This window comes from Neorhizobium sp. LMR1-1-1.1 (assembly GCF_040675795.1).
GTDB classification, from domain to species: Bacteria; Pseudomonadota; Alphaproteobacteria; order Rhizobiales; family Rhizobiaceae; genus Neorhizobium; species Neorhizobium cellulosilyticum.
Genome location: NZ_JBEGHE010000047.1, coordinates 1 through 26,281, shown reverse-complemented (window position 1 = coordinate 26,281; position 26,281 = coordinate 1). Strand labels below are relative to the sequence as shown.

The following is a 26,281-nucleotide window of genomic DNA, read 5'->3' as shown; positions in this document are numbered from 1 at the left end:
CTCATGCTGAAGACTTTTGCCGCGGCGGCGGCATTGCTGGTGAGTGCTGCGGCGGGCCACGCCGCGGAGCCGATCGAGGGCAACTGGAAGACCCAGAGTGGCGCGACCGCCGAGATCGGCAAATGCGGATCGGCTTATTGCGTAACGCTGAGAACCGGCAACCATGCCGGCAAGCAGATCGGAAAAATGTCCGGCACCGGCGACGAATATTCCGGCGAGATCACCGACCCTGAAAACGACAAGACCTATAGCGGCTCCGGCTCCGTTGCCGGCAATACGCTGAAGATGAAGGGCTGCGTGCTGAAGGTTCTGTGCAAATCGCAGACATGGACGCGGCTCTAACCTTAATCCCCCGATACGAAGCCGGCTGTCACAGCCGGCTTTTTTTCTACCCGGAATCTGGAGCCCGGCCCGTTAATCACCCTGAACGCCAGATGAAAAGGGCTCTCAGCCTTCATACAGCCGGTCGCCATTATTCTGCCCTCATTCAGCCAGGGACGGATCGGAACCTGGCATTTCGGGAGCAGGATCATGACGACCATTGCACGCCGCCTGACCATCGTCACCTTGATGATGACGATCTTCGCATTGTCCTTTGCCGCACTTGCCGTGCAACCGTCCAAGCGACCGTTGGGCTTCAACATCAGCACGGGCAGCCTGTGTGTCTATTTCAACAGCGGCGAATGCGTCGCCACGCTTTGAAGAGGCACAATCAAGCGAAAAAGTGGGACGATGATCGCCGTTTGATTGTCATGGAGTTCTCCTTATAATGGCTCATGAACACACGAATCTCTCCCTTTTCTCCGCTTTCCTACATCAGCCCGAGCGCGGTGGAACCGCAGGCTTTCGACAACGCCGAAGCGGCCGTCGATGCCCTGACCGCGCTTTATGAGCGTAATACGAAATTCCTGATCGACAGTTTTGGCGCGCTGGCCAAGAGCGGCACGATGACCGGCCGTTATCGAGCCTTCTATCCGCAGGTCTCGATCGAAACGACCTCGTTCGGCCATGCCGATTCGCGGCTTTCCTACGGCCATGTTGCGGCCCCGGGCATTTACACGACGACCGTGACGCGGCCAAAACTGTTCCGCCATTACCTGATCGAACAGCTGGATCTGTTGATGCGCAATCACGGCATTCCCGTCACCGTGTCGGAATCGACTACGCCCATCCCGCTCCATTTCGCATTCGGCGAAGGCGCTCATGTGGAAGCTTCGGCCGGTCACGCGATGGCCGATATACCGATGCGCGACCTGTTCGACACGCCGGATCTCACCAATACCGATGATCTGATCGCCAATGGCGAATATGAAGCTCCGGCGGGAGAACCGGCGCCGCTTGCACCGTTTACCGCACAGCGCATCGATTATTCTCTGGCTCGACTCAGCCACTATACAGCCACGGGTGCCGAGCATTTCCAGAACTTCGTGCTGTTCACCAACTACCAGTTCTATATCGACGAATTTGCCGCCTGGGCCCGCAAGCTGATGGCCGAGGGTGGCGGTGGCTACACGGCCTTCGTCGAACCGGGCAATGTCATCACGCTTGCCGGCAAGGATACGCCGGAGACGACGCCGATTACCCGCATGCCGCAGATGCCGGCCTACCACCTGAAGAAGGACGACCATTCCGGCATCACGCTGGTCAATATCGGCGTCGGCCCTTCGAACGCCAAGACGGCCACCGACCATATCGCCGTGCTGCGCCCGCATGCGTGGCTGATGGTCGGCCATTGTGCAGGCCTTCGCAACAGTCAGCGTCTCGGTGATTATGTTCTCGCCCACGCCTATGTGCGCGAGGATCATGTGCTGGACGACGACCTGCCGGTGTGGGTGCCGATACCGGCGCTGGCTGAAGTTCAACAGGCGTTGGAAAGTGCCGTCGAGGAAGTAACCGGTTATGAAGGCTTCGAGCTGAAGCGGATCATGCGCACCGGCACGGTCGCCACGATCGACAACCGCAACTGGGAACTGCGCGACCAGCGCGGGCCGGTAAAGCGGCTTTCCCAGTCACGCGCGATTGCGCTCGACATGGAATCGGCAACGATCGCCGCCAACGGGTTCCGTTTCCGTGTGCCCTACGGAACGCTGCTTTGCGTTTCCGACCGTCCGCTGCATGGCGAACTGAAACTGCCGGGCATGGCGACAGCCTTCTACCGCACACAGGTCAGCCAGCACCTGCAGATCGGCATCCGCGCCGTGCAGAAGCTCGCAGCCATGCCGACCGAAACGCTGCATTCTCGCAAGCTCAGAAGCTTCTACGAGACGGCGTTCCAGTAATAATTCCAGCCACCATGCCCATGCTGTATGATTTCAAAATTCATACACCATGGGTGTCAGCTGCGCGCCAATATCGAATTGGATGACGAGCTTATCGCCGAGGCCATGGAACTTGGAGGCTTGCCTACCAAGAAGGCTGCAGTTGATCAGGCGCTGAGAGATTTCGTGCGGATCAAGAGGCAATTGCGCGTGATCGACAATCTCGAGGGTATCGGCTGGGAATGCGACCTTGACGCCTCAAGAGACAAAGCGGGCAGATACTCGAACCGGGGTTTTCAGCAGGACGAATGATCTTCGCGGATAGTTCGCCTAGATATCGCTCTTTAGAAGAGAATGCCGAGGCTGTCTCCACGCTCAGATCCCTCTTACCGTGCGGAGTTGTCCTGCTCGGCGATGTCATCCTGATGGAAGGGCCTTGGGGGGCATCGGATAGTCATCAGGTCCTTTGGATGGAACAGGACTTCCGGGATTTCCCCATCGCGCAGATATTGTCGGCCGAATTGGCGACAACCCTGCATGGCAATGACCGAACACCTCGGGCTAAAATTGGCCTGATCCCGTTACCCCTTCCCTCTCGCAGCAAACAGCGACAGCGCCGTGCCGATCAGCGAAGAGACGATGACGAGAAGGTGGGTGTTGACGGCGGCCTGAGCGAGTTCTTCGAAAGCAGGCCCCGAGGCTGCTGCGCCGAAGGCGACGGCACCGGCGCTGATGCCGGCGGGATAGGTTCCGACACCGGCGGGCGCATGGAGCGGCAGGACGGAGGACAGTTCGCCGCCGAGTGCACCGCCGAAACCGGGCGCCATCGAAATGCCGCCGAGCAGGCCGAGCACCCAGGCAAGGACTGCGATCTTAGTGAACCAGTTGATCAGCGTTGCGCCCCAGGCCCTCGCAAAGGCTGCGGCATCGACGGGAAGGCCCGCTTCGACTTCGGCAAGCAATCTTTCAGCCTTTGCCGGCAGTACCCTTGCAGCAAACCGAAGGCCGATGCCGCGCAGGGCAAAACCTGCGACCGGCAGGACAAGGAAGCCGAACCAAAGCGCCCAGGCCCATGACGAATGATGCTGCAGGACCAGACCGATGCCGGCTGCTGCGAGCAGAGCATGAAGATCGAAAAGCCGCATGACGAAAAGAGCGGCGGTGCTTCTTGCCAGCGACAAGTCGAACTCGCGTTTCATCAGCAGCGGAAAGCTTGCCTCCCCCGAACGAAAGGGTAGCATGATGTTCAAAAGATTGTGCACCTGGGTGAGGCGCAGCAGCGTTCCGAAGCGGCCGCCGGTCTCTGTCGGAAAATAATCATAGATACGCCAGGTGCGCAGGACATAGGTGCCAAGCAGTGCGGCAAGCGCGAGAAAAGCCGAGCCGAGGCCGGCACTTTTCCATAGAGCCAGCACGGTCGCCCAGCCCCAAACCCACTGTATGAAGATCGCATAAAGCGCGACGGTCGCCAGCGTCAGCAGCGTCATGGCGTTACGAATTATCCACGCTCTCTGGCTGGCAACGGAATAATTCTTCATATAGTAAGTGGCCCCAATGCGATAAATTCGGGTCTATGCGACGATGCTGCGCCATGGCGCGCCGCCCGTATAAGCCCGCACTTCTAGGAGAAACACACGGTGGGTACAACAGCAGAGTCGGTCACCCGCCTCATCGAGACGACCAGCCCGGTCGAACTGTCGCTGGTCGTGCCGCTTTTCAATGAAGAGGAAAGCGTCAAGCCCCTGATCGAGCGGATCGTGACGTCGATGGCCGGTTATGCAGCCTCATGGGAGCTGATCCTGGTCGATGACGGCAGCACGGATGCCACGATCGCCAATGCCCGAACTGCGCTCAATCGCCCCGGCCTCGACCTGAAGATCGTTGCTTTGCAGCGCAATTTCGGCCAGACGGCCGCCATGCAGGCAGGCATCAACCAGGCTGAGGGCCGGCTTATCGCCACGCTCGATGGAGACCTGCAGAACGATCCGAAGGACATCCCTGCGATGGTCGCTGAACTTGAGCGCCGTGAACTCGATCTGCTCGTCGGCTGGCGCCAAAACCGCCAGGACGGCCTGCTTTTGCGCAAGGTTCCATCCTTCATCGCCAATCGGCTGATAGGCCGCATCACCGGCGTGCGCCTCCACGATTACGGCTGCTCGCTGAAGATCTACCGTTCGACGGTCATCAAGCAGGTGAAGCTGATGGGCGAAATGCACCGTTTCATCCCTGCATGGGTCGCCGGTGTCGTACCTAGCTCGCGTATCGGCGAAATGCCGGTAACGCACCACGCCCGCCAGCACGGTGTATCAAAATACGGCATTTCCCGGACGTTCCGGGTTATTCTCGACCTCCTGTCGGTGATGTTTTTCATGCGCTTCAAGGCGCGGCCGGGACATTTCTTCGGTTCGCTCGGCCTTGGCCTCGGCGCGATCTCGGCACTGATCCTGTTCTACCTGTTCATAGACAAGTTCATCATGGGCAACGACATCGGCACGCGACCGCTGTTCCTGATCGGCGTGATGCTGTTCCTCTCGTCCGTACAGATGATCACGACAGGTATTATCGCGGAAATGATAGCTCGCACCTACTACCGCGAGGATAGCGCCCTCAGCTATATCGTCAGGGAAGTCTATCAGGCTGATGCACCGGCCGCGTGATGTCCTAACCCGGAAACCGGAGCGTGTTCTTTGGCTGATTGCGGCCTATTGCCTGGCCGCAATCGTGGTGAGGGTATTGCGGACCGAAGGCCTGCAGGCGGACGAGTCCGAGCAGATCTTCATGTCGCAATTTCTGCTCCTGGGCTACGGGCGGCAGCCGCCGTTCTACAACTGGCTTCAGTACGGCGTAATCCATCTGATCGGTCCCTCGGTTCTGGCGCTGACACTGCTGAAGAACAGCCTCCTGTTTCTCTCCTGTGTATTTATCGGCCTTGCGGTCAGGCAGGTCAGTGACCGGAAAGATGTCGTGGCGGCGGCCATGCTTGGCGTGCTGGCCCTTCCAGCGGTCTCGGTTCTGTCTCAGCGTGATCTCAGTCATGCGGTGGCGTTGCTTTTCTGCGTCTCCCTATTTCTCCACGGCTTCATCGGCGCGCTGAAACAGCCCACGCTCTGGCGATATGCGCTGACGGGGTTTGCAATAGGCATCGGGGTGATCTCGAAATACAATTTCGTAGTAGTTCCGATCGCAGCAATTCTCGCTATTCTGCCTGACCCGGACCTGCGCCGCCGCCTGTTCGACCGTAGGCTGATCGCAACCATCCTGGTTGCGGGGCTCATCTGCGTGCCGCATGCACTCTGGTTCCTTAACAACATCGACGCCGCCACCACCGATACGATCGACGAGATGCGCGATGGTCCTTCGGGGAATTTCATCGCCGATCGCCTGGAAGGCCTGATTTCACTGGTCACCTCAGCCGTAGAGGGCGCACTTCCACTCATCATTTTCTTGGCGATTGCCTTTGGTCGTGAGATTTGGGCCGGCAGGCGGGCGGGAACGGTCTGGACGCGTGCGATCGGCCGGATGTTTCTGCTCTGTCTTTTGATTGTCGGCCTGATTTCCTTCGTTATGGGGGCGACGAAGATCAGCCAGAAATGGTTGTCACCCTTTTTGCTGATCCTGCCGGTTTATCTCTGTCTGAAGATCGAAGCCGCAGGCGGCTTCGATCGACGTCCCCATGCGGTCGCAATTCTGGCTGTGCCAACGTCGATACTGATGTTTGGTTTCCTGCTCTACCTGACAACCGGCAATCTGCTTGGGCCACTCCACGGCAAATACCAGAAGGACAGTTTTCCTTCGGTGCCTTTCGTTCGCCAGGTGCTGACAGAGGCGGATACCCCGCTGGACTTCATCGTGGCAGACGGCATGACGCTGGCCGCAGCGGCACGGGTCAACGCCCCACAAGCTGGAGTAGCACAACCCGGATTTGCCCGTTCCAGGACGTTCATCTCTCCGCAAAACCGCGGACTGGTGATCTGGAATAGCACCAATAGGCCGGACCTGCCTCCCGCACTTGGAGAGTTTCTTCGCTCCAACGGCATTGACACCGCCGCACTCATCACCAAAACGATGGCGGTTGCCTACCCGTTCTCGGGCGGGCGCGACACGGAACAATTCAATTACGCTTGGACCGCAGATCCGTCAGATCAAAACTGACAAGCCGTCAAGGCAGAATGCCGGAGACAAATTTGCCGAAGATTTCCTCACCGACACAGGCGCATGCCGCACCAGCTTTTTCCGACCGGCTCGGTAGCGGGCAAACTCTTGCTCTGGTGCTTGCCGCCTATTTCGTTATCCAGGTCATCGTGCGCTTCGTGCTTCCGCACGGGCTGGAACTCGACGAGTCCGAGCAAGTCTATGTGTCGCAATGGCTGCTTGCCGGCTATGGCGCGCAACCGCCCTTCTATAACTGGCTGCAGCACGGCGCTATCCAGATTTTCGGCATCTCGATCATCACACTTTCGGGCATGAAGGCGCTGATGCTCTTCCTGTCCTACATCTTCTATTATCTCGCTGCACGGCAGGTGCTGGAAGACAAGCGGCTGGCGGTCGTTGCCGCACTCGGGCTTCTCACCATTCCGCAGGTCTCCTTCGAGGCGCAGCGCGACCTTTCACATACGGTCGCTGCCATTTTCGGCGCATGCCTGTTTCTTTTTACCCTGCTGAGGGTCATTTCCCGGCCAACGCTCGAGGCCTTTCTGCTATTCGGCATTGCCATCGGCATCGGTGGCATCACGAAATACAATTTTGCCGTCCTGCCGGTTGCCGCCGGACTTGCCGTGCTGATGGACCGCGACATGCGCCGTACGATGCTTTCTTGGAAGCTGATACCCGCCGGTGTCCTGGCTCTGGCGATCGTCGCACCGCATGCGCTATGGCTTGTCGACAATTTCAGCGATGCGAGCCAGAGCACGCTCAAGAAACTCGGCGGTGACGATGCAGGGCTGATCGGCGGGATTGCCAGCGGCCTCGGCTCACTGACGATCGGCTTTTTCAGTTTCACAGCCCTTACGCTGATCATCTTTGCAGCCGTCTATCGCGAGCACCTGAAAGCCATCTTTAGCGCTCATAGTCGCTGGACGCGGCTTGTCGGCCGCATTCTCGTGCTCTCGCTTGCACTGATCGTGCTGATGATCCTGTTTGCCGGTTTCGAGAACGTGCGTGATCGCTGGCTGACGCCACTTCTGCTCGCCACACCGCTCTATCTCGCGCTGAAGGTGGATGCAGCAAAAATCCCGGTCGAGGTGAGTTTCAAGCGCCTCTGGGGCGTGGTGATCGTGATTATGGTGCTGATCCCGGCTGCGCTGGCGCTTCGCGCCAATATGGGCCGCATCAACGGCAATTACGGCTATGTGAACATTCCGTTCGCGGCTCTTTCAAAGACCGTTGCGGAAAAGGCCGCAGGCGCCAATACGGTCGTCGTCGCCTCGGACCGGCAGCTTGCCGGCAACCTGCATTTCAGCCTGCCCGAACAGCCGGTTGCCGTGGAACCGCCGCCGCCGGGACTGAAAAACCGGCCGCTTGCGGATTTCGACCGGGTCGTTTTCGTCTGGCGCACGAAGGATGGCAGCATGCCGGTCGCCTTCGACAAGGAGTTCTCCGGATATCTGCTTGAACAAGGGATCACCACCGCACCGCAGGATGTCGCGATCGTCGGCTACCCCTATCAATGGGGCCGGCCGATGGACCAGTACCGCTTCGGTTATGCGGTGATGGATCTGCCGCGTTAAAATCTATTCCTTCACCGTATGGCGCAGATGATCGAGTGCTTGGCCCAGCTTCTCGATCACCTCGTCGATTTCCGATCGCGTGATCGTCAGCGCCGGCGAGGCCAGCATGCGGTCGCCGGTGGCGCGCATGATCAGACCGTTCTCGACGCAATGATTGCGCACCAGCGAGCCGATATCGTCGGGCTTTGCGTAACGGCGGCGCGTGGATTTGTCAGCGGCAAGCTGCAGTCCGCCGATCAGGCCAATACTTTCCGCTTGACCGACGACTTCGTGATCCTCGAGGCTTTTCCAGGCTGAGGCGAAATACGGGCCGATATCGTCGCGCACCCGCTCGACCAGCCCTTCCTCCTCGATGATGCGAAGGTTTTCCAGCGCGGCTGCTGCGGCAACCGGATGACCGGAATATGTATAGCCGTGGGCGAAATCGCCGAATTCGCTGATCATCACTTGCGCCACGCGATCCGAGACCAGTACGCCGCCAATCGGCAGGTAACCCGAGGACAGACCCTTGGCGATGGGTGCGAGATCGGGCTCGACGCCAAAATGCTGGTAACCAAACCATGAGCCGAGACGGCCGAAACCGCAGATGACTTCATCCGAGATCAGGAGGATGTTGCGGGCCTTGCAGATGCGGGCGATTTCCGGCCAATAGGTGTCGGGCGGGATGATGACGCCGCCTGCCCCCTGGATCGGTTCGGCGACGAAGGCGGCGACGCGATCTTCGCCCAGCTCATCGATCTTGGTCTCAAGTTCGCGGGCCATTTTAAGGCCGAATTCGGCAGGCGTCAGATCGCCGCCATCGGCATACCAGTAGGGCTGGCCGATATGATGGACGCCTTCGATCGGCAGGTTGCCCTGTTCGTGCATGTGCTTCATGCCGCCGAGCGAGGCACCGGCGACGGTCGAGCCATGATAGGCGTTTTTCCGCGCGATGACCTGCGTCTTCTCCGGCTTTCCGAGCGCCTTCCAGTAGACGCGGGCGATGCGAAACCATGTGTCGGTCGCTTCCGAGCCGGAATTGGTGAAAAAGACGTGGTTCATCCTTCCACCGGTCTTCGAAGCGATCTTCTGTGCAAGCAGCGTCGCCGGCGGCGTCGTGGTGCCGAAGAAGGTGTTGTAATAGGGCAGTTCCTGCATCTGCCGGAAGGCTGCCTCCGCGATCGACTTGCGGCCGTAACCGACATTGACGCACCACAGCCCGGCAAAGGCATCGAGATATTTCTTCCCCGTGGAATCGTAGATATGGACGCCCTCGGCGCGTTCGATGATGCGCGTGCCTTTGGCGTTCAGTTCCTTCATGTCCGAGAAGGGGTGGATGTGGTGGGCGGCATCGATGGCTTGAAGATTGGAAATGCCAGGATTGGAAATGGCCGGCTTGTCGTTCATCGCGTCGCTCTCCTGAAGATTGTGCGGTCAATTCTTATCGGCTACGAACGAGGTTCCGCAACCTTAGAGATGATGCTTCATGACCGATCGCATTGAGCCCCATACCGAAATCCTGCTCGTCGGCATGAACGGGGATCTGCGCGGCAAACGCATTCCGAAATCGAAGGAAAAGAAGGTGTGGGACGGGCTTGTTCGGCTGCCCTCCTCCACCCAGTCGCTCGACATATGGGGCGACGACAATGACGATATTACCGGCCTGTCGCTGACGATCGGCGACCCCGACGGGCAGTGCGTTCCAGACCCGCGCAGTGCGGCGCCGATGCCATGGGGGCCTGAAGGCTCGACACAGGTTCTGGCCACCATGCACGAGATGGATGGCTCTCCGAGCTTCATGGACCCGCGCGCCATTCTCGCCAACCTGCTGAAGCGTTTCGAGGAACGCGGGCTGACACCGGTGGTGGCGACCGAACTTGAATTTTACGTGATGCAGGACGACTGGCGTGAGACCGGCCGCCCTCGCCCGCCTGAAAAGCTGATGTACCGAGACCAGCCGAACGGGTTCCAGCTCTATGACATGAGCGCCGTCGACGCGCTTGACGAGTACCTGCAGACGGTGCGCCACTGGGCCAAGCTGCAGGATATTCCCGCTGACGCGACGACAGCCGAATTCGGCCCCGGCCAGTTCGAGATCAATCTCCTGCACCGGGCGGACGCGCTCGCTGCCGCCGATGACTGCATCTATCTCAAGCGCATTGCCGAACAGGCTGCGCGCAAGTTCGGCATGAAATCCACCTGCATGGCCAAGCCGTATGGCGATCAGGCAGGCTCCGGCCTGCATGTGCATGCCAGCATCATCGACCGCGACGGCAACAACATTCTGGATGCCAAGGGCGGTGATCCGGTGAAGCTGAAGTCGGTGACGGCGGGCATGCTCAAGACAATGCGCGATGCGCAGCTGATCTTTGCCCCGTTTGCCAACTCCTATCGCCGTTTCCAGCCGGGGTCATTTGCGCCGGTCGATATCGACTGGGGTTTCGGGCATCGCGGCACGGCTGTGCGCATTCCCGACGCCAATGGGCCGGCGGCACGCGTCGAGCACCGGGTCGCCGGTGCCGACGCCAATCCCTATCTGCTGCTCACGGCCATTTTAGGCGGCATGCTGGCGGGATTGGACGAGGTCCTCGATCCCGGTCCGGCAACAGAGCCGGGACAGGAACCACCCGAAGGCACGAAGCGGCTGACGCATGATTTTCTGACCGCCGTCGACGATTTCTCCGCCTCGCCTTTCATCCGCGATGTGTTCGGCGAGCGCTACCGGAAACTCTATGGCGATACGAAGCGCAAGGAGGCGATCACCTATCTGCGCACGGTCAGCGACTTCGATTACCAGACCTATCTGCCGAGGATTTGACCCGACAGCAGTTAAGGAATGCGCTCAAGGCAGCGTTAGTCTTTGCGTATGTACCTATTATTGCTCGCCAATTCTGACAAACAGCAAGAATACGACCAGTCTTTAATCGTTTCATTCAGCCCTCGTTAAAATTCCGACCTCTAATCACATCACCATATTTGATTGGTTTGAGGGCGGCGCATGCGCGTTATTCTGTTGAAATCGATACTGATCGGAATATTGGCTACGCTTGCCTCGCTTGGGCTGTCTTTTGCGATCGTGCCGCATCTCGGTGGACAAGTGGCCGGCGCCGGACTGATCATGACGATCGTCTGCCCTTTCGTGATCTCTATTCCCGCCTCGATCCTGCATCTGTGGCAGTCCGACCGGATCAGGCGCGCCAAGGCGGAGACGATGGAGGCTCTGGAAAAGCTCGCAGTCGCCTATGAAGACTTAAAGCAGCTTGCTCGCCATGATGGATTGACCGGCCTGCTCAACCGCACGTCATTTCTCGATGAGTTGGCCTCCCTCAGCCGGCAGGGAGTGACGGGCGGACTGATGTTTCTCGATCTCGACCACTTCAAGTCGATCAACGACCGGTACGGGCACGCCACCGGCGACGAGGCCCTGCGCCTGACGGGCAAGCTGCTGGCTGCCCACCGGATGGAACAGCACGACATTTCCGGCCGGCTGGGCGGGGAGGAATTCGCGCTTTTCCAGGTGGGGCTGACGTCGAAGGCGCTGGCACGGCGCTGCGAGGATGTCCGGCAGGCGATACAGGCGATCGACCTGCGCTCCTCATCCGGCGCCCGTATTCCGCTCTCGGCCAGTATCGGAGCGCTGATGTGCAGCCCCGGATTCGATCCGGACGATTGCCTGAAAGGGGCCGACGAGTATCTCTACCAGGCAAAGTCACGCGGGCGAAACCAGGCTGTCGCGTCGATATAGGCTTCGCAAAAGTCCCCATTCGCGCCGGGCCATCTTGCTGATATAAATCGCAGGTACGGATTGTCGCACCGGTCTGTACGGAAGGCGACAGCGTCGTTGAGGACGTTGGCCATGGACATGATATTCGCATTCCTCCGCACCACATTCGCCGCCATCGTCGTGACGATCGCCCTTGGCGGTTCTGCCATGGCGGATGACGCGCCACTGAAGATCATCGTCCATCCCGGCCAGAGCGAGGCCGATGTCGAGCAGATCCTCGATTTCGCGGCACGAAGCGGCAGGCCTGTGGCGATCGAGGTCGGACAGGCGACGACGGTTTCACCCGGGACTGCGACACCTATTCCGGGAGCGGTAGCAGGCAATACCAGCACAACGCCCGCGACATTCACGCAAGTCACATCCACCCAAGCTGTATCCCAGGTACCCGCATCTTCGCCACCTGCGGTACCGGCACCTGCCGCAGCCGCACCCGCACCCGCGCCTGCCCCCATGACACCGACGCCCGAAATGATGGCGACAGACATGGGTATGGCGAAGTGGAGCCAGTTTTCCGCCGCCTTCATGCGCGGCGCGACGACAGCTCTCTCCGGCGTCGGCAGCCTGCCCACGGCGATGGTGATGGCAGACGAGAAATTGACCGAGGAAGGCAGCAGCCATGGCCGGGTCCTGCTTCTTGCGCTCTCGACGATCGCAGCCGCGGCCACCGCGACACTCATTCTGCGGCGGCTGATTGCGGCTGCATTCACGCGGGAAGTGCCTCAGGGCGGGCGAATGACCGGGATTATTGGTCAGAGCCTGAGGCGAATGATCGGAGATCTCGCCTCGGTGGCGTTTTTCCTTGTCGCCACACGCTTTGTGTTTGATCTGCTCGGACCGCAAGGGGAAGCCACGACCCGCATGGTGAGGAGCATCGTGACGGCCATTATCGTGGCATCGCTCTATGTCTCGCTTGCGCGGCTGCTGTTCAAGAAAAACCACGGCGGGCGCAGCCTGGTGCCGATCAAGCGGCCGGAATGGCATTTCCGCATATTGGTGACCTACGGCCTAATCAGCGCGGCGATTGCCGAAATGGCAAGGCTTGCAGGCGCTATCGGGATAGACAGCCTGGTTATCGACGGCTGGTTCCTGACCGGCAATACGCTGCTGACACTGTTGAAGCTCTACTGGTTCATCGGTGGGCGCAACGATATTCGCGACGCCTTCATCAGCGACAATCCAGGCATTGTACGCCGGGTTGCCGGAAATCTTCTGCCGGAATTTTACGTCGTGACGGCGCTGGCGCTGTGGCTGATCTGTGTGCTGTTTGCCGGAACGCCGAACAGCGCCCGCTGGATCTTCGCCGCTGGCACGACGCAGATGGCTCTGCTGGCACTGCCGATCCTTGCACTCGGCGCACATGCGCTGGTCGATGATTTTACGCGGCACCATGAGCGGGTGCGAGGTGCTGGTCTTGGTTCTTCACTTCTCGCAAGCCTCAGGGTGCTCTGCGCGGGTGCCGTGTGGATCGGTGGGTTGCATCTGATCACCGCCATATGGTCGCCGTTCATGGGCGGACAGGCGGCGGACGCGACGGGCTGGATCCTCTGGCTCGAAAGACTGAGCTTTGCGATCGTGGCAAGCTGGGCTGTGGCGAGTTTCATCTGGCACTATTCGGAAGCGCTTGCCCCTTCGCCGGCCATCATGCTGCCGGGACATGAGGACCAGAACGAGAAACGCCAGACCAGCAGGCTCTCGACGGCGATGCCCGTCGTGCGCAATCTGGCGCTCGGAGCGGTGCTTGCCGTCGGTGCGCTGGTCATATTGAGCGCTCTCGGGGTCAATGTGGCGCCGCTTCTTGCAGGCTTCGGCGTGCTGGGCCTGGCGCTCTCCTTCGGCTCGCAGGCACTGGTAAAGGATATCGTGTCGGGCATCTTCTTCATCGCCGAGGACGCATTCCGCATTGGCGAATATATCAGCACCGGCAGCCAGCAGGGCACGGTGGAACAGATCGCCATCCGCTCGGTCAGGCTGCGCCACCATAACGGGCCGATCCATACAGTGCCCTTCGGCCAGATCAGCTCTGTCAGCAATTACAGCCGTGACTGGGGCACGATCAAATTCCAGCTGAAGTTCGAGCGGGAGAGCGATCCCGAACTGATCCGCAAGACAGCCAAGAAGGTTGGCATCGCCATGCTGGACGATCCCGAATTCGGAGCGGATTTCCTAGTCCCCCTGAAGATGCAGGGCATTCAGGACATTACCGAAACGTCGATCGTGGTGCGCTTCAAGTTCACCTCGCTGCCGGGCAATCCGAGCATCATCAAGCGCGAGGCGATCAAGCGGCTGATTTCCGCCTGCAAGGCTGCGGGGCTGGAATTTGCGTCCAATGCCGTGACGGTGAAATCACGCGGTGAGATGCATGACGATGCGGCGGCCGCGACCATGCTTCAGCCGCTGGCACCGGTCGCATCGTCTGCATGAATCCTATCAGATGCCGCTGCCCTGCTGTTCGGCAACTTCCTTCTGCGGGATCAGGTCGACGAGGACCTTCAACTCGCCGGCATGGATTTTGAGCAGGATATCGCGATCCATCGGCAGGAGTTCGCCATCGATGACGCAGCGGACATCCTTGCGGTGGCGGGGGAAATGCAGTTCCAGCTCGGTCACGGTCATCGCCGTCACCGCCTCGTTGTCCTTCAGTCGCCCACGCAGGATATCGAGCGTGAGCTTTGCGACACCGGCAGGCGTCAGCGGATCGGCAATGTAGAAGCCGAGATGACCGCGGGTGACATCGTCGGCATACATCAGCGCGTCGCTGCCGAATTCGTTATTCGATACCGAGATCGCCGAAACCCGGCGCACACCAGTCTTGCCCTCAGCATTGAACTCGACCTCGAATTCCGGCGGGTTCAGCATCACACCGATCGCGGCACGGGCGCTGGCGCGGATTTTTCCCAGACGAGAGGCATAGCTCATCGAGTTGCGGTAGCGCACCATGCGGGCATGCAGCCCGGCGGAGAACTGGTGGACAAAGCTCCTGCCATTGGCGCTGGCGATATCGACATTGCGCACATCCGAATGGGAGAGAACATCGATGGCATCCCAGATATCCAGCGGGATCTTCAGCGAACGGGCAAACAGGTTCATGGTGCCGGCCGGCACGATGCCGAGCGCGATGCCGCTCTTCCAGGCGATCGAGGATGCGGCGGAAATGGTGCCATCACCGCCGCCGGCGATCAAGCCGTCGACTCCGTTCAAGGCTGCGGCCTTCTCCATCGTCTCGACAACCTTGTCGCCGGACACGACATGGCACTCGATCTCATGCCCCGCTCCTTCGAACGCCCGCAGGGCATGGGCGCAATAGGCATCCATGTCGGTGGTTCGGAAGGTGCCGCCATCGCGGTTGAACACTGCATAAAGGTTCATGAACTATCCGGTTTGAAATTTGAGGCGGCGAGACAACGGGTGGATCAGGAAATGGTTGCGGGACGGGTTCTTATCAAGAGCGCCGCGTTGATAGATGAGCAGAAGATATGTCGATCGCATGTGAAAATTTGACGAAATACAATGTTCATCTACCGCACTGCACAATGACGTGGTAAGCTGATATCCGCGGGCGGGTTTGCGGCCGCAACGGCCAATCGGGCGGGATGGTTCCTGCCTGTCCCATTCTTCAAGACGATCCGACATCATGACCGATAGCGTACATTCCATGGATGCCGCACGCGCTGTATCCAGCCATCAGACCCTTTCTCCCGTCGCGGTGCTGCTTATAACCTTCGCCCTTGCAGTGGGTGGCTTCGGCATCGGTACCGGCGAATTCGTCATCATGGGGCTGTTGCCGGACGTGGCGAAGACCTTCGATGTCAGCATTCCGATGGCAGGGTATGTCATCAGCGCTTATGCGCTGGGCGTCGTCGTCGGTGCGCCGATCATCGCGGTGCTTTCGGCACGGGTGCCGCGCCGCACGTTGCTGCTCTGGCTGATGGGCGTATTTTCGGCGGGCAATATCCTGTCTGCCATGGCGCCCGACTTCTGGAGCTTTACCTTCCTGCGCTTCCTGACCGGCCTGCCGCACGGCGCCTATTTTGGCGTCGCTTCGCTGGTGGCAGCGTCGATGGTGCCGCCGAACAAGCGCGCACGCGCCGTCGGCCGGGTCATGCTGGGCCTCACCATCGCGACGCTCCTAGGCACGCCGCTTGCCACATTCATGGGCCAGCTTCTTTCCTGGCGCGCCGCTTTCTATCTGGTCGGCGGAATCGGCGCCCTGACGGTCGCGCTGGTCTGGTATTTCAAGCCGAAGGATAAAGTGCAGGAAGGTGCGAGCATCCTGCGCGAACTCAGCGCATTCGCCAAACCGCAGGTGTGGCTGACGCTCGGCGTCGCAGCCGTCGGCTTTGGCGGCATGTTCTCGGTGTTCAGCTACATCGCCTCGACGACGACCGAGACGGCCGGCCTGTCGGCGAGCATGGTTGCCGTAGTGCTGGCGCTGTTCGGCATCGGCATGAATGTCGGCAATATAGTCGGCTCGCGGCTCGCCGATATCTCGCTGAAGGGTACGATCGGCGGTTCAATGGTGTTCTACATCATCGTCATGCTGATCTTCGCCAATTTCGCGCAATATCCGATCGTGCTCTATATCACCGTCTTCCTTGTTGGCTGCGGTTTTGCACCCGCGCCTGCACTGCAGACACGCCTTATGGATGTGGCCGCCGATGCGCAGACGCTCGCCGCGGCCTCCAACCACTCGGCCTTCAACATCGCCAATGCACTCGGTGCGGCCCTCGGTGGTCTCGTGATCTCCTGGGGCTGGGGTTTTGCGGCAACCGGTTATGTCGGCGTCTTGTTCTCGCTGCTCGGGCTCGGCGTATTCTCCGTCTCGATCTGGCTCGAACGCAAGACCGGTCACGCCTGAGATCTGCCACCACAGGATTTGATAGGGGCCGTACCGAGTGCGGCCCATCGCTCCTTGCCCCAGGCCCGAGTCCGCGCCATCTCTAGTCCTCGATACAGCAAGGGAGATGATCGATGCGCGCCGTGGGTTTCAACCAGAACCAGCCGATTTCGTCCGAAACAGCTCTGGTCGACATCGACCTGCCGATGCCGGAGGCCAAGGGGCGTGACCTGCTGGTCGAGATCAGAGCGATTTCGGTCAATCCTGTCGATACGAAGACCCGCAAAAATGCGGTTCTCGAACCCGGCCAGTACAAGGTACTTGGCTATGACGCGGCCGGTGTGATCAAGGCGGTCGGCCCGGATGTGAAACTCTTCAAGCCGGGCGACGAGGTCTATTATGCCGGCGCGATCAATCGCCAGGGCACCAATGCCGAGTTCCATCTGGTCGATGAGCGGATCGTCGGGCCTAAGCCGAAGACGCTGAGCTTCGAGGAGGCAGCAGCGCTGCCGCTCACCGCAATCACCGCCTATGAGACGCTGTTTCACCGGATGCGGGTGCAGGACAAGGTGGCAAGCGCGTGGAACGCCGTGCTTCTGATCGGCGGTGCCGGCGGTGTCGGCTCGATTGCCATCCAGCTCCTGCGCGAGCTTTCAGACGTCACAGTGATCGCCACCGGCTCACGGCCCGAGACGCAGGACTGGATCAGACAGCTCGGCGCGCATCATGTGCTCGACCATTCAAAGCCGCTTGCCCGGCAGATCGCAGAACTGGCGATCGGTGCACCGGCCTTTGTCTTTTCGATCACGGAAACCTCGCAGCATATCGGCGATATTCTGGAACTCATCGCTCCGCAGGGTCGTCTCGGCCTGATCGACGATCCGAAAGAGCCGGTCGACGTGCGCCAGTTCAAGCGCAAGGCGCTTTCGATCCATTGGGAAACGATGTTCGCCCGGCCGGTCTTCCAGACGGCAGACATGATCGAGCAGCACAAGCTTTTGACGCAGGTCGCGGAACTGGTCGATGCCGGGAAGATCAGGACGACGCTGTCTGACGTCCTCGGCCCGATCAATGCGACCAACCTGAAGGCGGCACATGCTTTGATCGAAAGTGGCAAGACCCGCGGCAAGCTGGTTCTCTCTGGATTCTGACAACGAAGCCAGCTCTGTCCGAACTCTCCCTATACTTACCAAAGCGCAAATTTCTCGCTATGATTGTCCCCTCAAGCCTATGGGGGGACATCATGGCGACATCTCAGACATCATCATATGGCAATCCGAACCCGATCAGCGCTCTGACCGGCTCCACCTGGTTCGGTTATCTGGCGCGCACCATCCTGACCTTCATGTTCTGGGCAAGCGGGCTTTCCAAGCTGATCGACTTCAATGCCGGCGTCGCCGAGATGGCGCATTTCGGGCTGGAACCGGCGGTCGCCTTCAACATCGCAACGATCGTCACCCAGCTCGGCGGCTCGATCCTGATCATCCTCAATCGCTGGACCTGGCTCGGCGCAGGCGCTCTGGCAGTTTTCACCGCCTTGACGATACCGCTCGTGCATCACTTCTGGACAATGGAGGAGCCGTTCAAGACGATCGAATTCTATGTGGTTATGGAGCATATCACAGTGATCGGCGCGCTGATGGTGGTCGCCTGGAAAGCGCGGACCTGAAATGCAAAAGCCCGCCGCGATCGACGCGACGGGCCTGACTGAATTCGAGCTTACGGGTTCAGGCCTGGATGACAAAGACCTTCGCGCCAACCTGAACGCGGTTGTAGAGATCGATCACGTCGTGGTTCATCATGCGGATGCAGCCGCTCGACATGGCGTGGCCGATCGATTCCGGCTGGTTGGTCCCGTGCAGGCGGAACATCGTGTCGTTGCCGTTTCGGTAGAGATACATGGCGCGGGCGCCGAGCGGGTTGTTCGGGCCGCCCGGCAGGCCGCCGGCGAGCTTGCGATAACGTTCCTCGCGGCGCTGCATGGCGGGCGTAGGGGTCCAGGACGGCCATTCGGCCTTGCGACCGACATAGGCATTGCCGGAAAGCGCCATGCCAGCGCGGCCGACACCGACGCCGTAACGGATCGCCTGACCGCCGCCGAGGACGTAATAGGCGCGGCGTGCAGGGGTATCGACCACAACGGTGCCGGGGGCATAGTTGCCGGAGAAGGCAACCTGCTGGCGGCGCAGTTCCGGCTTGATCTTGTCGATCGGCACCCGGTGAAGCGGGAACTCTTCTTCCGGCACGGCAGCGTAATTTTGCTGCTCGTTATAGGTCGAAGCGCAACCGGCCAGCAAAAGCGGCAAGCCAGCCAGAAGGCCGCGGCGTGAAATCGGCATGATCGTGTCCTTGATGCGTCGAAAAGATGACGCAAGCTAAGGACGTTATGGTTAATGGTTCGCTAATGACGTGTGTCGCGGAAGCCTCGGCTGGTAACAATCGTGTTTGATGTCACTCGTCTTCGCAGGGCCATGAGGGCGGCATCTTCAGTCCCTCCGGCAATTTCGTCCTGTCGTCGCCGCAAGCCAGCGCAATCTGGTCCTGCTCGAGGCCCGTCGCCTTGGACAGATCAACACCTTCGATCCGGGTCAGGAAAAGGAACGCGTTATTGAAATCAACCGGCCCGCTCATGTCGACATTATGGAAGGTTGCGCGAGAAAGATTGACCAGCGCAAAACGAGTGTTCGCCAGCTTTGCCTTGTAAAAGATCGCGCGACCGAGCTCGGCCTTGGTGAAGTCGACATTGGTCAGGTCGGCATCGGAAAAATTCGATCGCTGCATTTCGGCCGACACGAACGTCGCGCCGGAAGCAGAAATGCCGGAGAGATTGCTGCGATAGCCTTCCGCGCGCTCGAAATTGGCATCTCTCGCATCCGAACCGGCGAGCGAGGCACGCACCAGCATGGCCTTGCTGAAATTCGCATTCTTGATGTTCGTGCGGCTGAGATCGGTCATGCTGAAATCAACGCCGGAGAGATTGGCTCCCTCGAAATTGCTGTTGTCCAGCATCAGCAGCCGCTTCTTGCAGTTGCTCCAGTCAACACCGGGCGTCGGATAGGCACGGCAATCGACCGCGGCCGCTTCACCCGCAAAGAAGAATGCCGGCATGATCGCAATCGCGGCGAAGATAAAAATACGCCTGATGGCCCCGATCACGGAGGCGACGCCGAAGACGATATCTCTGTTGCTCATCACATGCTGACCTGTTGGCGCGAACGAAGCCGATTTCTTATCCTGAACCATACCTATTCTTCTTTCACGCGACACGAAAGAGATAGGCAATCAGCCAGATGTGATCAGATATAAGAATGAACTCAGCGTTACCAAGACCTTTTCAGCCCCGGATAATATCCGGCGGATGAAATTGAAAAACGGCAACTTAAAAGCTGCCGTTCATCATTGATGTTGCACGAGACACTCTCGCAACCGGACCGAAGATCACATGTTCGGATAGACCGGTCCCTCGCCGCCCTGCGGCGGCACCCAGTTGATATTCTGGTTGGGGTCCTTGATATCGCAGGTCTTGCAATGGACGCAGTTCTGCGCGTTGATCACATAAACCTCCTCGCCATTCTGCTCGCGCCACTCGTAGACGCCTGCCGGACAGTAACGCGTAGACGGACCGGCATAGATGTCGTGCTCGGAGCGCTTCTGAAGCTCCATGTCCTTCACCTTGAGATGGACCGGCTGATCCTCCTCGTGATTTGTGTTGGACAGAAAGACGGACGACAGGCGGTCGAAGGTCAACACGCCATCCGGCTTGGGATAGTCGATAGGTTTATGCTTTGCCGCCGGTTCGAGCGACTGGGCGTCGGTCTTGCCGTGTTTCAGCGTGCCGAACAACGAGAAGCCGAATAGCTGGTTGGTCCACATGTCCAGCCCGCCGAGCGGGATGCCGATGACGGTGCCGAATTTGGACCAGAGCGGCTTGACGTTGCGGACCAGCTTCAGGTCCTTGCCGATCGGGCCGGAACGCCATTCATTCTCGATCTCGACCGGTTCGTCGTTGGCGCGGCCGTCGGCAATTGCTGCGGCGATCTTGTCGGCGGCGAGCATGCCGGAGAGAACGGCATTATGCGAACCCTTGATGCGCGGCACGTTGACGAAGCCTGCCGAGCAGCCGATCAGCGCGCCGCCAGGGAAGGAAAGCTTCGGCACCGACTGGTAACCGCCCTCGGTGATGGCACGCGCGCCATAGGAGATGCGCTTGGCGCCCTCGAAAGTGGGTGAGATCGCGGGATGGGTCTTGAACCGCTGGAATTCCTCGAAGGGGAAAAGATAGGGGTTCTTGTAGTTCAGGTGCAGGACGAAGCCGACGGCAACAAGATTGTCTTCCAGGTGATAGAGGAAGGAACCACCGCCGGTCTTCATGTCGAGCGGCCAGCCGAAGGAGTGCTGGACGAGACCCTGCTTGTGGTTCTCGGGCTTGACCTCCCAGAGTTCCTTGATGCCGATGCCGAATTTCTGGACGTCACGATCCTTCGACAGCTCGAACTTCTCGATCAGCTGCTTGGCAAGCGAGCCGCGCACGCCTTCACCGATCAGCGTGTATTTGCCCAAGAGCGCCATGCCGCGGGTATAATTCGGGCCCGGCTCGCCGTTCTTCTCGATGCCCATGTCGCCGGTCGCTACGCCGATAACGTTGCCTGCATCGTCATAAAGCACTTCGCTTGCGGCAAAGCCCGGATAGATCTCGACACCGAGTTCCTCCGCCTTGGTCGCAAGCCACCGACAGACATTGCCGAGCGAGACGATGTACTTGCCGTGATTGTTCATCAGCGGCGGCATGGCGAAGTTCGGCAGTCGGACGGAGCCGGCTGGCCCCAAGAACAGGAACTGGTCGTCGGTGACCTTGGTCTTGAACGGATGCCCCTCCTCCTCCTGCCAACCAGGCAGGAGCGCATCGATGCCGACCGAATCTACCACCGCGCCGGAGAGAATATGGGCGCCGACTTCCGCGCCCTTTTCCAGCACCACGACGGTGAGGTCGGGATTGATTTGCTTCAGCCGGATTGCAGCGGACAGGCCGGCCGGGCCAGCACCGACGATCACGACGTCGAATTCCATCATCTCCCGTTCGGGAAGTTCCATCTCTTCGCTCATTCCATATGCCTCCGCCTTGGCGGGATCCCCTTTTGTCAAACTATTCCTTGGCAAATGCCAGGATGGTTGTCGAGCCGAGATGCGACACCCGCTGACCAGACACGAAGACCCACTCCCTTATCTGCAGGACAAATAACGTTTACGTCAACGTCAAAATGTCGCACAAATCTCCAAGCTCTTGTTGTCATACAACCTGACAAGCTGCAAGTTCTCTTCGAAACAGGATATCCGTAAAGTCAAAGCGCACCACAAGCCAAGGCCTCATGCATGATTGCGTCCTAACGCCGCCCCGCTTCGTCTGCGCCCGATCGAGCCGATCCAAAGACCGGATCAGGCTTCCAATGTGAGCCGCGGCCATTATAACCGCATGCACAGACAACATCGTCACAGGAGAACGGAATGGATCTGGGAATTTCGGGCAAAAGGGCGCTTGTCCTCGCTTCTTCGCGCGGTTTGGGCCTCGGGATCGCAACGGCGCTCGCCAATGAAGGCGCCAATGTTCTCCTGGTGGGACGTTCGGGCGACAAGCTTGCCGAAAACTGCAAGACGATCAACGCCGCCGGAAAAGGCAAGGCTGACTGGGTCTGGGGCGACCTCGCCGACGAGAATTTCGTCGAGGCCATGGTTGAAGCGGTTAGCCAAAAGCTCGGCGGCATCGATATTCTTGTCAACAACACCGGAGGCCCGACGCCCGGCGGCACGCAGGACATGAGCGCCGACAAGCTCGACAGCTTCTTCCAGTCGATGGTGCTAAGGGTGATTTCGCTGACCAACGCGCTCCTGCCGCAGATGAAGGAACAAGGCTGGGGCCGCATCCTGACCGTCGCCTCTTCCGGCGTCCTCGAACCGATCCCCAATCTGGCACTGTCCAACACGCTGCGCGGCGCGCTGGTCGGCTGGAACAAGACGCTTGCAACCGAAGTCGCCGGCTCCGGCGTGACCGCAAACATGCTGCTTCCAGGCCGTATCCTGACGGACCGTATCGAGGAACTCGATGGCGCCAATGCCAAACGGCTCGGCAAGAGCATGGAAGAAGTCCGCGAAGCTTCAGTGAAGACCATTCCCGCCGGTCGCCTCGGCACGGTCGCGGAATTCGGTGCCGCCGGCGCCTTCCTCTGCTCGGAACCGGCAAGCTACATTACCGGCACGATGCTGCGTGTCGATGGCGGCGCGGCAAAGTCGCTCTGACAATATCAGGCCCGGTGAACAGCCGGGCCCTTTCATTTGCGGGGATCGGTTTGCCGCATCCGCGGCAACCATCCGGCATTGATGGCAGCGGCATTCGTCTTATCTTCCTCGTGACCTCAACGACATGAGAGAGCGGCAATGCATTTAATCAGGCTTATCGCCGGTATTTTCGGTTTTCTCGTCGGCATCATCGGGCTTGTCTGGATCGGTCAGGGCACGGGCGTGTTCCCCTACCCGCGCTCCAGCTTCATGATAAACCAGACGCCCTGGATCTTTTGGGGCTTGCTGGCAACCGTCATAGGCGTGCTGATCGTCTGGGCATCGCGCCGCTTCCGGATCTGACGGGCTTCGGCTATCATCTGATTCCGGCGCGGCCCGCGCCTCCCCCTCCGATCGGGAAAGCAGATTTCATGCCGGGCACTGGCGATTTCAACCGACTGTCCGGGCAGCTGCAAAAGGAGGGATTGCGAATATTGCTCGCATCAGGAGGTTTTCGTCGATGAAACTTTCGGCCCCCATCTATCACCTGAAGCGCAAGGCCAAGGCCCTGTCGCGCCAACAATCCATCCCGCTCAATGCCGCGCTCGACCGTATCGCACGAGCGGAAGGCTGCGAAAGCTGGAGCCTGCTTGCGGCCCGCCATGCCGCGACGTCTCCCGCCACGGAACTGTATGAGCAACTGAAACCGGGCGATCTTCTTCTGATCGGCGCAAGGCCCGGGCTCGGCAAGACGCTGATGGCGCTGGAACTGGCAATCGAGGCGATGAGGGCAGGCAGCCGCGCCTTCTTCTTCACGCTGGAATATACGCAAGCGCAGATCGCCGACCGGCTCTTACGGCTGGGAACGGAGCCTTCCCGCTATGGCAAGCGGTTCGTTTCGGATTGCTCGGACGGGATCAGTGCCGATTACATCATCAAGGCCACGGAGGATGCCGCCCCCGGCACATTGATCGTGGTCGACTATCTGCAATTGCTGGATCAGCGACGTTCGACCCCACCGCTCGACCAACAAATTTCGGCGCTGCAATCCTTCGCGAGATCGAAAGGCCTGATCATCGTTTTCGTATCGCAGATCAGCCGCAGCTATGATCCGAAAGACAAGCCGTTTCCGACCCTGGAAGACGTGCGGCTTGCCAATCCGCTGGATCTGACCGCATTCGACAAGACCTGCTTCCTCAACGAAAGCGGCGTGCGTTTTCAGGCAAACGCCTGACGGAATGTGCGAGCCGGGTCGATATCCCGGCTCGCATCCGATTTCAATTCGGCCGAGCGGAAGTCAGCTTGGGCAGATCGGCAATCAGGCCGTCGCGAACGGTGAAGCTGATCGGCTGATCGGCATGACGCTTGTTATCCACCAGCATGCGGGCGAAGACGACCTTCCTGTCGCCCTTCTCGGCCCAGCCGACGAACCAGCCGAGCGGGCGGCTGCCGTCCAGCTTGCCATTGGCGTTTCGAAGAGAGCCTGCGCCGGTCTTGCCATGAACCGTCCAGCCGTCACCGGCCTCGAAAACAGGCACGATCGCCTGTGTCATGGTCACCGCCTTTGCCGAGATCGGGAGCTTGCCGGTGATGAAGCGCCGCAGGAAATCCACCTGCTGGTCGGGCGATATCCTCAGCGAGGAACTGAGCCAGGATTCCGTCAGCCCATCGGTGCCGCCCGGCCCGCCATTAACGTCCCGATTGCCGTAGTCGAACCGGCGGACGTAATCGGCGAAGGCCTCCTTTCCGAGACGGCGGGTGATTTCCTGCGAATACCAGACGATCGAGTCCTTCTCCCATATCGTCGGGTCGGTCGTCTTCTGCTCGCGCTCAGAGCGCTTGAACTTCGCCTGGTATTCCCAGCGGGGATTATGGTCATCCACAAGAATACCCTTGTCGTAGCCCATCATCGCCAGCGGCAGCTTGAAGGTCGATTGCGGATAGAAGGGGCTATCACATCCGCCCTCCCGGTGGATTGCCATACCGGTGTCGACGTCGAGAATGACGGTGCAGCGCACTGGCTCGGCGGCCCGGGCGGGAGCCGCAACGGCAATAACGGCCGCACCGAAAAGAGAGAGAAAGGAGAGTTTTCCAGGGGTCAAGGCAGATCAACTCCATACGTTCGACAAGGGCCTTGCGATAGACATGAGCGACCCGGCCAAAACATGGCGGCATGGACATCCGGGCCATGATTTCACCAACATGAGAAATCTATCATTCAATCATATTTTCAGATGCTTAAATATTGATTTTATTTGTCATTCGCGCGTTGACCCCGCTTCAATCCGCAGCTGCTAGAGGCCGCTCCGCATTCGTTAACAGCGGAGAATATAGTGTTTCTCGAAGGTATTTTCGGTGGCGGAAGCCAGTCCAGCTCACCGAGCCAATCATCGCCATCGTCCGGTTCTTCCGATGCGACGGACAACGAAACGACGACTGGTGAAAACAACACGGCACCATCAAGCGGCAGCCAGTCCGACACAGTCGAAAACTACTCGCCGGAAGAAACCGATGACGGCACCTATGGCCCGACGCCGCCTGCCGAAGCGGGAACGGACGAGCCGGTAGACGAGAGCGCCTCTCAGCCTGTGGACGAGACCGAGACCGCCGAGGCGCCCTATGCGGCAGACGGCGATGTTCCACCAGATGAAGCCGTCGCCGAGCACTCCACCTCTGATGAAGCTTCGGCATCGACCGAGGACGATAGCATATCGGGCAGCGAGCCGGATGCGGATTCATCTGCCGGCCAGGCGGACGGTTCAGCATCAACAAGCGCGCTCCCGGCAGGTTCGGGTGTCCGGGATTTCGTCGCCCCGCTGCTGGCCGATCTTCAGGCGATCAGCCAACGTTCGTCTGCGAAGGCCAATGAGGACGTCTCGGCCGGCCAGCGGCGCGCTGCGGCCAATGTACATGACCAGATGATCATGCAGATGCTCGACCAGATCTCGGCAACGGACACCGGCGCTTCGTCGACGCAGCTGTTCAAAAGCAAGGAAGCCGAACAAACGCAATCCCTGCCCGCCCGCTGGTACGCCGAAGCCTGACCGACACGATCGGGATCGGGCCGAAGCAAGGGGCGCAGCATCTGCGCCCCTTTTGCTATCCGCAAATGCAGTCGATGTCTGCCATCGGCCGATACTGTTGAAAAACTCACTTTGCTCAAGGGAGCACTTGCAGGAGTAGAGTAGGTGAGCTTAGGAAAATGCCAACGACGAGGCCGACGAAACCCAAGGCAATAGCACCGACAATTCCGTGGGTTTCCCAGCCGATCACCGCGCCTAGTCCGGTGGCCACAATGATAAACGACACTGTCCAGATCACCTTGATGATGGACCAAATGCGTTTTCTCGCTGTGGGTTGTTCAGGTGGCATAATAGCTCGCTGCAGTGCTCGGCTAGCTCGATATAATATTGGATTTGCATTCCACGAT

At 59.6% G+C, this 26,281-nt stretch carries 25 protein-coding genes; 17 read left to right on the top strand and 8 right to left on the bottom strand.

Annotated elements, in window-relative coordinates; genetic code table 11:
* Window positions 1–3 precede the first annotated feature (3 nt).
* The 4 genes from MRBLMR1_RS23335 to MRBLMR1_RS23320 all read left to right on the top strand — a co-directional run bounded on the left by MRBLMR1_RS23335 (window position 4) and on the right by MRBLMR1_RS23320 (window position 2,570).
* Window positions 4–342, top strand: a complete 339-nt coding sequence (locus tag MRBLMR1_RS23335) for a DUF2147 domain-containing protein (protein ID WP_500066527.1) — start codon at window positions 4–6, stop codon at window positions 340–342.
* 189 nt (window positions 343–531) lie between these two features.
* Window positions 532–702 (top strand): hypothetical protein, encoded by a 171-nt coding sequence (locus tag MRBLMR1_RS23330; RefSeq protein WP_500066525.1) that lies wholly within the window; start codon window positions 532–534, stop codon window positions 700–702.
* Window positions 703–776: 74 nt separating this feature from the next.
* Window positions 777–2,279 (top strand): AMP nucleosidase, encoded by a 1,503-nt coding sequence (locus MRBLMR1_RS23325; RefSeq protein WP_183822512.1) that lies wholly within the window; start codon window positions 777–779, stop codon window positions 2,277–2,279.
* A gap of 27 nt (window positions 2,280–2,306) precedes the next feature.
* Window positions 2,307–2,570: a type II toxin-antitoxin system VapB family antitoxin gene (locus tag MRBLMR1_RS23320; protein ID WP_500066523.1), complete on the top strand. Its 264-nt coding sequence runs from the start codon at window positions 2,307–2,309 to the stop codon at window positions 2,568–2,570.
* A gap of 269 nt (window positions 2,571–2,839) precedes the next feature.
* Here the strand turns inward: MRBLMR1_RS23320 and MRBLMR1_RS23315 are convergent, their stop codons facing one another.
* A complete protein-coding gene (locus MRBLMR1_RS23315) occupies window positions 2,840–3,796 on the bottom strand; it encodes a lysylphosphatidylglycerol synthase domain-containing protein (protein WP_500066521.1) in 957 nt (318 codons plus the stop codon).
* 99 nt (window positions 3,797–3,895) lie between these two features.
* On the opposite strand from MRBLMR1_RS23315, the gene MRBLMR1_RS23310 reads away from it, so the two are divergent.
* Genes MRBLMR1_RS23310 through MRBLMR1_RS23300 form a run of 3 tightly spaced genes read left to right on the top strand, consistent with a single transcriptional unit; the run spans window position 3,896 to window position 7,984 of the window.
* Window positions 3,896–4,915, top strand: coding sequence for a glycosyltransferase family 2 protein (locus tag MRBLMR1_RS23310; RefSeq protein WP_148145498.1), 1,020 nt, complete (start codon window positions 3,896–3,898; stop codon window positions 4,913–4,915).
* On the top strand, window positions 4,899–6,410 hold the full coding sequence (locus tag MRBLMR1_RS23305; protein ID WP_500066519.1) for an ArnT family glycosyltransferase: 1,512 nt from the start codon (window positions 4,899–4,901) through the stop codon (window positions 6,408–6,410). Before MRBLMR1_RS23310 ends, MRBLMR1_RS23305 begins: the two co-directional genes overlap by 17 nt.
* Window positions 6,411–6,442: 32 nt before the next feature.
* Window positions 6,443–7,984, top strand: a complete 1,542-nt coding sequence (locus MRBLMR1_RS23300) for an ArnT family glycosyltransferase (protein WP_500066517.1) — start codon at window positions 6,443–6,445, stop codon at window positions 7,982–7,984.
* Between the two features lie 3 nt (window positions 7,985–7,987).
* Here MRBLMR1_RS23300 and MRBLMR1_RS23295 read toward each other — a convergent pair whose 3' ends face one another.
* Entirely contained in the window at window positions 7,988–9,370 is a 1,383-nt protein-coding gene (locus tag MRBLMR1_RS23295; protein ID WP_500066515.1) for an aspartate aminotransferase family protein, read from the bottom strand.
* A 79-nt stretch (window positions 9,371–9,449) separates the two neighbouring features.
* Between MRBLMR1_RS23295 and MRBLMR1_RS23290 the strand changes: the two genes are divergently transcribed.
* From MRBLMR1_RS23290 to MRBLMR1_RS23280, 3 genes are all read left to right on the top strand, one after another.
* Window positions 9,450–10,781: a glutamine synthetase family protein gene (locus tag MRBLMR1_RS23290; protein ID WP_500066513.1), complete on the top strand. Its 1,332-nt coding sequence runs from the start codon at window positions 9,450–9,452 to the stop codon at window positions 10,779–10,781.
* A gap of 180 nt (window positions 10,782–10,961) precedes the next feature.
* Window positions 10,962–11,708: a GGDEF domain-containing protein gene (locus tag MRBLMR1_RS23285; RefSeq protein ID WP_500066511.1), complete on the top strand. Its 747-nt coding sequence runs from the start codon at window positions 10,962–10,964 to the stop codon at window positions 11,706–11,708.
* Window positions 11,709–11,819: 111 nt separating this feature from the next.
* On the top strand, window positions 11,820–14,168 hold the full coding sequence (locus MRBLMR1_RS23280; RefSeq protein WP_500066509.1) for a mechanosensitive ion channel family protein: 2,349 nt from the start codon (window positions 11,820–11,822) through the stop codon (window positions 14,166–14,168).
* A 6-nt stretch (window positions 14,169–14,174) separates the two neighbouring features.
* Here MRBLMR1_RS23280 and MRBLMR1_RS23275 read toward each other — a convergent pair whose 3' ends face one another.
* Complete coding sequence (locus tag MRBLMR1_RS23275; RefSeq protein ID WP_500066507.1) at window positions 14,175–15,113, bottom strand: diacylglycerol/lipid kinase family protein; 939 nt, start codon at window positions 15,111–15,113, stop codon at window positions 14,175–14,177.
* A 265-nt stretch (window positions 15,114–15,378) separates the two neighbouring features.
* Between MRBLMR1_RS23275 and MRBLMR1_RS23270 the strand changes: the two genes are divergently transcribed.
* From MRBLMR1_RS23270 to MRBLMR1_RS23260, 3 genes are all read left to right on the top strand, one after another.
* Entirely contained in the window at window positions 15,379–16,602 is a 1,224-nt protein-coding gene (locus MRBLMR1_RS23270) for an MFS transporter (protein ID WP_500066505.1), read from the top strand.
* Window positions 16,603–16,715: 113 nt separating this feature from the next.
* Window positions 16,716–17,732, top strand: coding sequence for a zinc-binding alcohol dehydrogenase family protein (locus MRBLMR1_RS23265; protein ID WP_500066503.1), 1,017 nt, complete (start codon window positions 16,716–16,718; stop codon window positions 17,730–17,732).
* Between the two features lie 92 nt (window positions 17,733–17,824).
* Entirely contained in the window at window positions 17,825–18,250 is a 426-nt protein-coding gene (locus MRBLMR1_RS23260) for a DoxX family protein (RefSeq protein ID WP_183685004.1), read from the top strand.
* Between the two features lie 58 nt (window positions 18,251–18,308).
* Here MRBLMR1_RS23260 and MRBLMR1_RS23255 read toward each other — a convergent pair whose 3' ends face one another.
* The 3 genes from MRBLMR1_RS23255 to MRBLMR1_RS23245 all read right to left on the bottom strand — a co-directional run bounded on the left by MRBLMR1_RS23255 (window position 18,309) and on the right by MRBLMR1_RS23245 (window position 21,684).
* Window positions 18,309–18,920, bottom strand: coding sequence for a L,D-transpeptidase (locus MRBLMR1_RS23255; protein ID WP_500066500.1), 612 nt, complete (start codon window positions 18,918–18,920; stop codon window positions 18,309–18,311).
* A gap of 112 nt (window positions 18,921–19,032) precedes the next feature.
* Window positions 19,033–19,689, bottom strand: a complete 657-nt coding sequence (locus MRBLMR1_RS23250) for a pentapeptide repeat-containing protein (protein WP_500066910.1) — start codon at window positions 19,687–19,689, stop codon at window positions 19,033–19,035.
* Window positions 19,690–20,019: 330 nt separating this feature from the next.
* Entirely contained in the window at window positions 20,020–21,684 is a 1,665-nt protein-coding gene (locus MRBLMR1_RS23245; RefSeq protein ID WP_500066498.1) for an electron transfer flavoprotein-ubiquinone oxidoreductase, read from the bottom strand.
* Window positions 21,685–22,083: 399 nt separating this feature from the next.
* On the opposite strand from MRBLMR1_RS23245, the gene MRBLMR1_RS23240 reads away from it, so the two are divergent.
* The 3 genes from MRBLMR1_RS23240 to MRBLMR1_RS23230 all read left to right on the top strand — a co-directional run bounded on the left by MRBLMR1_RS23240 (window position 22,084) and on the right by MRBLMR1_RS23230 (window position 24,085).
* Window positions 22,084–22,872 (top strand): SDR family oxidoreductase, encoded by a 789-nt coding sequence (locus MRBLMR1_RS23240; protein WP_500066496.1) that lies wholly within the window; start codon window positions 22,084–22,086, stop codon window positions 22,870–22,872.
* Between the two features lie 138 nt (window positions 22,873–23,010).
* Complete coding sequence (locus MRBLMR1_RS23235) at window positions 23,011–23,214, top strand: hypothetical protein (protein WP_183822555.1); 204 nt, start codon at window positions 23,011–23,013, stop codon at window positions 23,212–23,214.
* A gap of 157 nt (window positions 23,215–23,371) precedes the next feature.
* Window positions 23,372–24,085 carry a DNA helicase gene (locus MRBLMR1_RS23230; RefSeq protein WP_500066494.1) on the top strand — a complete coding sequence of 238 codons (714 nt, stop codon included), beginning with the start codon at window positions 23,372–23,374 and terminating at the stop codon, window positions 24,083–24,085.
* A 43-nt stretch (window positions 24,086–24,128) separates the two neighbouring features.
* On the opposite strand, the gene blaOXA is transcribed toward MRBLMR1_RS23230, so the two are convergent.
* On the bottom strand, window positions 24,129–24,953 hold the full coding sequence (gene blaOXA, locus MRBLMR1_RS23225) for a class D beta-lactamase (RefSeq protein WP_500066493.1): 825 nt from the start codon (window positions 24,951–24,953) through the stop codon (window positions 24,129–24,131).
* A 231-nt stretch (window positions 24,954–25,184) separates the two neighbouring features.
* Between blaOXA and MRBLMR1_RS23220 the strand changes: the two genes are divergently transcribed.
* Window positions 25,185–25,895, top strand: coding sequence for a hypothetical protein (locus tag MRBLMR1_RS23220; protein ID WP_500066492.1), 711 nt, complete (start codon window positions 25,185–25,187; stop codon window positions 25,893–25,895).
* Window positions 25,896–26,010: 115 nt separating this feature from the next.
* Here MRBLMR1_RS23220 and MRBLMR1_RS23215 read toward each other — a convergent pair.
* On the bottom strand, window positions 26,011–26,281 hold a 271-nt coding region (locus tag MRBLMR1_RS23215; RefSeq protein WP_500066490.1), incomplete at its 5' end, for a hypothetical protein.

Coding starts and splice junctions, on each gene's coding strand:
- MRBLMR1_RS23235 (WP_183822555.1), top strand. CDS start 23,011: ATGCATTTAATCAGGCTTATCGCCGGTATTTTCGGTTTTCTCGTCGGC.
- MRBLMR1_RS23320 (WP_500066523.1), top strand. CDS start 2,307: ATGATTTCAAAATTCATACACCATGGGTGTCAGCTGCGCGCCAATATC.
- MRBLMR1_RS23240 (WP_500066496.1), top strand. CDS start 22,084: ATGGATCTGGGAATTTCGGGCAAAAGGGCGCTTGTCCTCGCTTCTTCG.
- MRBLMR1_RS23230 (WP_500066494.1), top strand. CDS start 23,372: ATGAAACTTTCGGCCCCCATCTATCACCTGAAGCGCAAGGCCAAGGCC.
- MRBLMR1_RS23260 (WP_183685004.1), top strand. CDS start 17,825: ATGGCGACATCTCAGACATCATCATATGGCAATCCGAACCCGATCAGC.
- MRBLMR1_RS23285 (WP_500066511.1), top strand. CDS start 10,962: ATGCGCGTTATTCTGTTGAAATCGATACTGATCGGAATATTGGCTACG.
- MRBLMR1_RS23290 (WP_500066513.1), top strand. CDS start 9,450: ATGACCGATCGCATTGAGCCCCATACCGAAATCCTGCTCGTCGGCATG.
- MRBLMR1_RS23330 (WP_500066525.1), top strand. CDS start 532: ATGACGACCATTGCACGCCGCCTGACCATCGTCACCTTGATGATGACG.
- MRBLMR1_RS23265 (WP_500066503.1), top strand. CDS start 16,716: ATGCGCGCCGTGGGTTTCAACCAGAACCAGCCGATTTCGTCCGAAACA.
- MRBLMR1_RS23295 (WP_500066515.1), bottom strand. CDS start 9,370: ATGAACGACAAGCCGGCCATTTCCAATCCTGGCATTTCCAATCTTCAA.
- MRBLMR1_RS23325 (WP_183822512.1), top strand. CDS start 777: ATGAACACACGAATCTCTCCCTTTTCTCCGCTTTCCTACATCAGCCCG.
- MRBLMR1_RS23335 (WP_500066527.1), top strand. CDS start 4: ATGCTGAAGACTTTTGCCGCGGCGGCGGCATTGCTGGTGAGTGCTGCG.
- MRBLMR1_RS23245 (WP_500066498.1), bottom strand. CDS start 21,684: ATGAGCGAAGAGATGGAACTTCCCGAACGGGAGATGATGGAATTCGAC.
- MRBLMR1_RS23280 (WP_500066509.1), top strand. CDS start 11,820: ATGGACATGATATTCGCATTCCTCCGCACCACATTCGCCGCCATCGTC.
- MRBLMR1_RS23270 (WP_500066505.1), top strand. CDS start 15,379: ATGACCGATAGCGTACATTCCATGGATGCCGCACGCGCTGTATCCAGC.
- MRBLMR1_RS23275 (WP_500066507.1), bottom strand. CDS start 15,113: ATGAACCTTTATGCAGTGTTCAACCGCGATGGCGGCACCTTCCGAACC.
- MRBLMR1_RS23315 (WP_500066521.1), bottom strand. CDS start 3,796: ATGAAGAATTATTCCGTTGCCAGCCAGAGAGCGTGGATAATTCGTAAC.
- MRBLMR1_RS23255 (WP_500066500.1), bottom strand. CDS start 18,920: ATGCCGATTTCACGCCGCGGCCTTCTGGCTGGCTTGCCGCTTTTGCTG.
- MRBLMR1_RS23305 (WP_500066519.1), top strand. CDS start 4,899: ATGCACCGGCCGCGTGATGTCCTAACCCGGAAACCGGAGCGTGTTCTT.
- MRBLMR1_RS23250 (WP_500066910.1), bottom strand. CDS start 19,689: ATGCCGGCATTCTTCTTTGCGGGTGAAGCGGCCGCGGTCGATTGCCGT.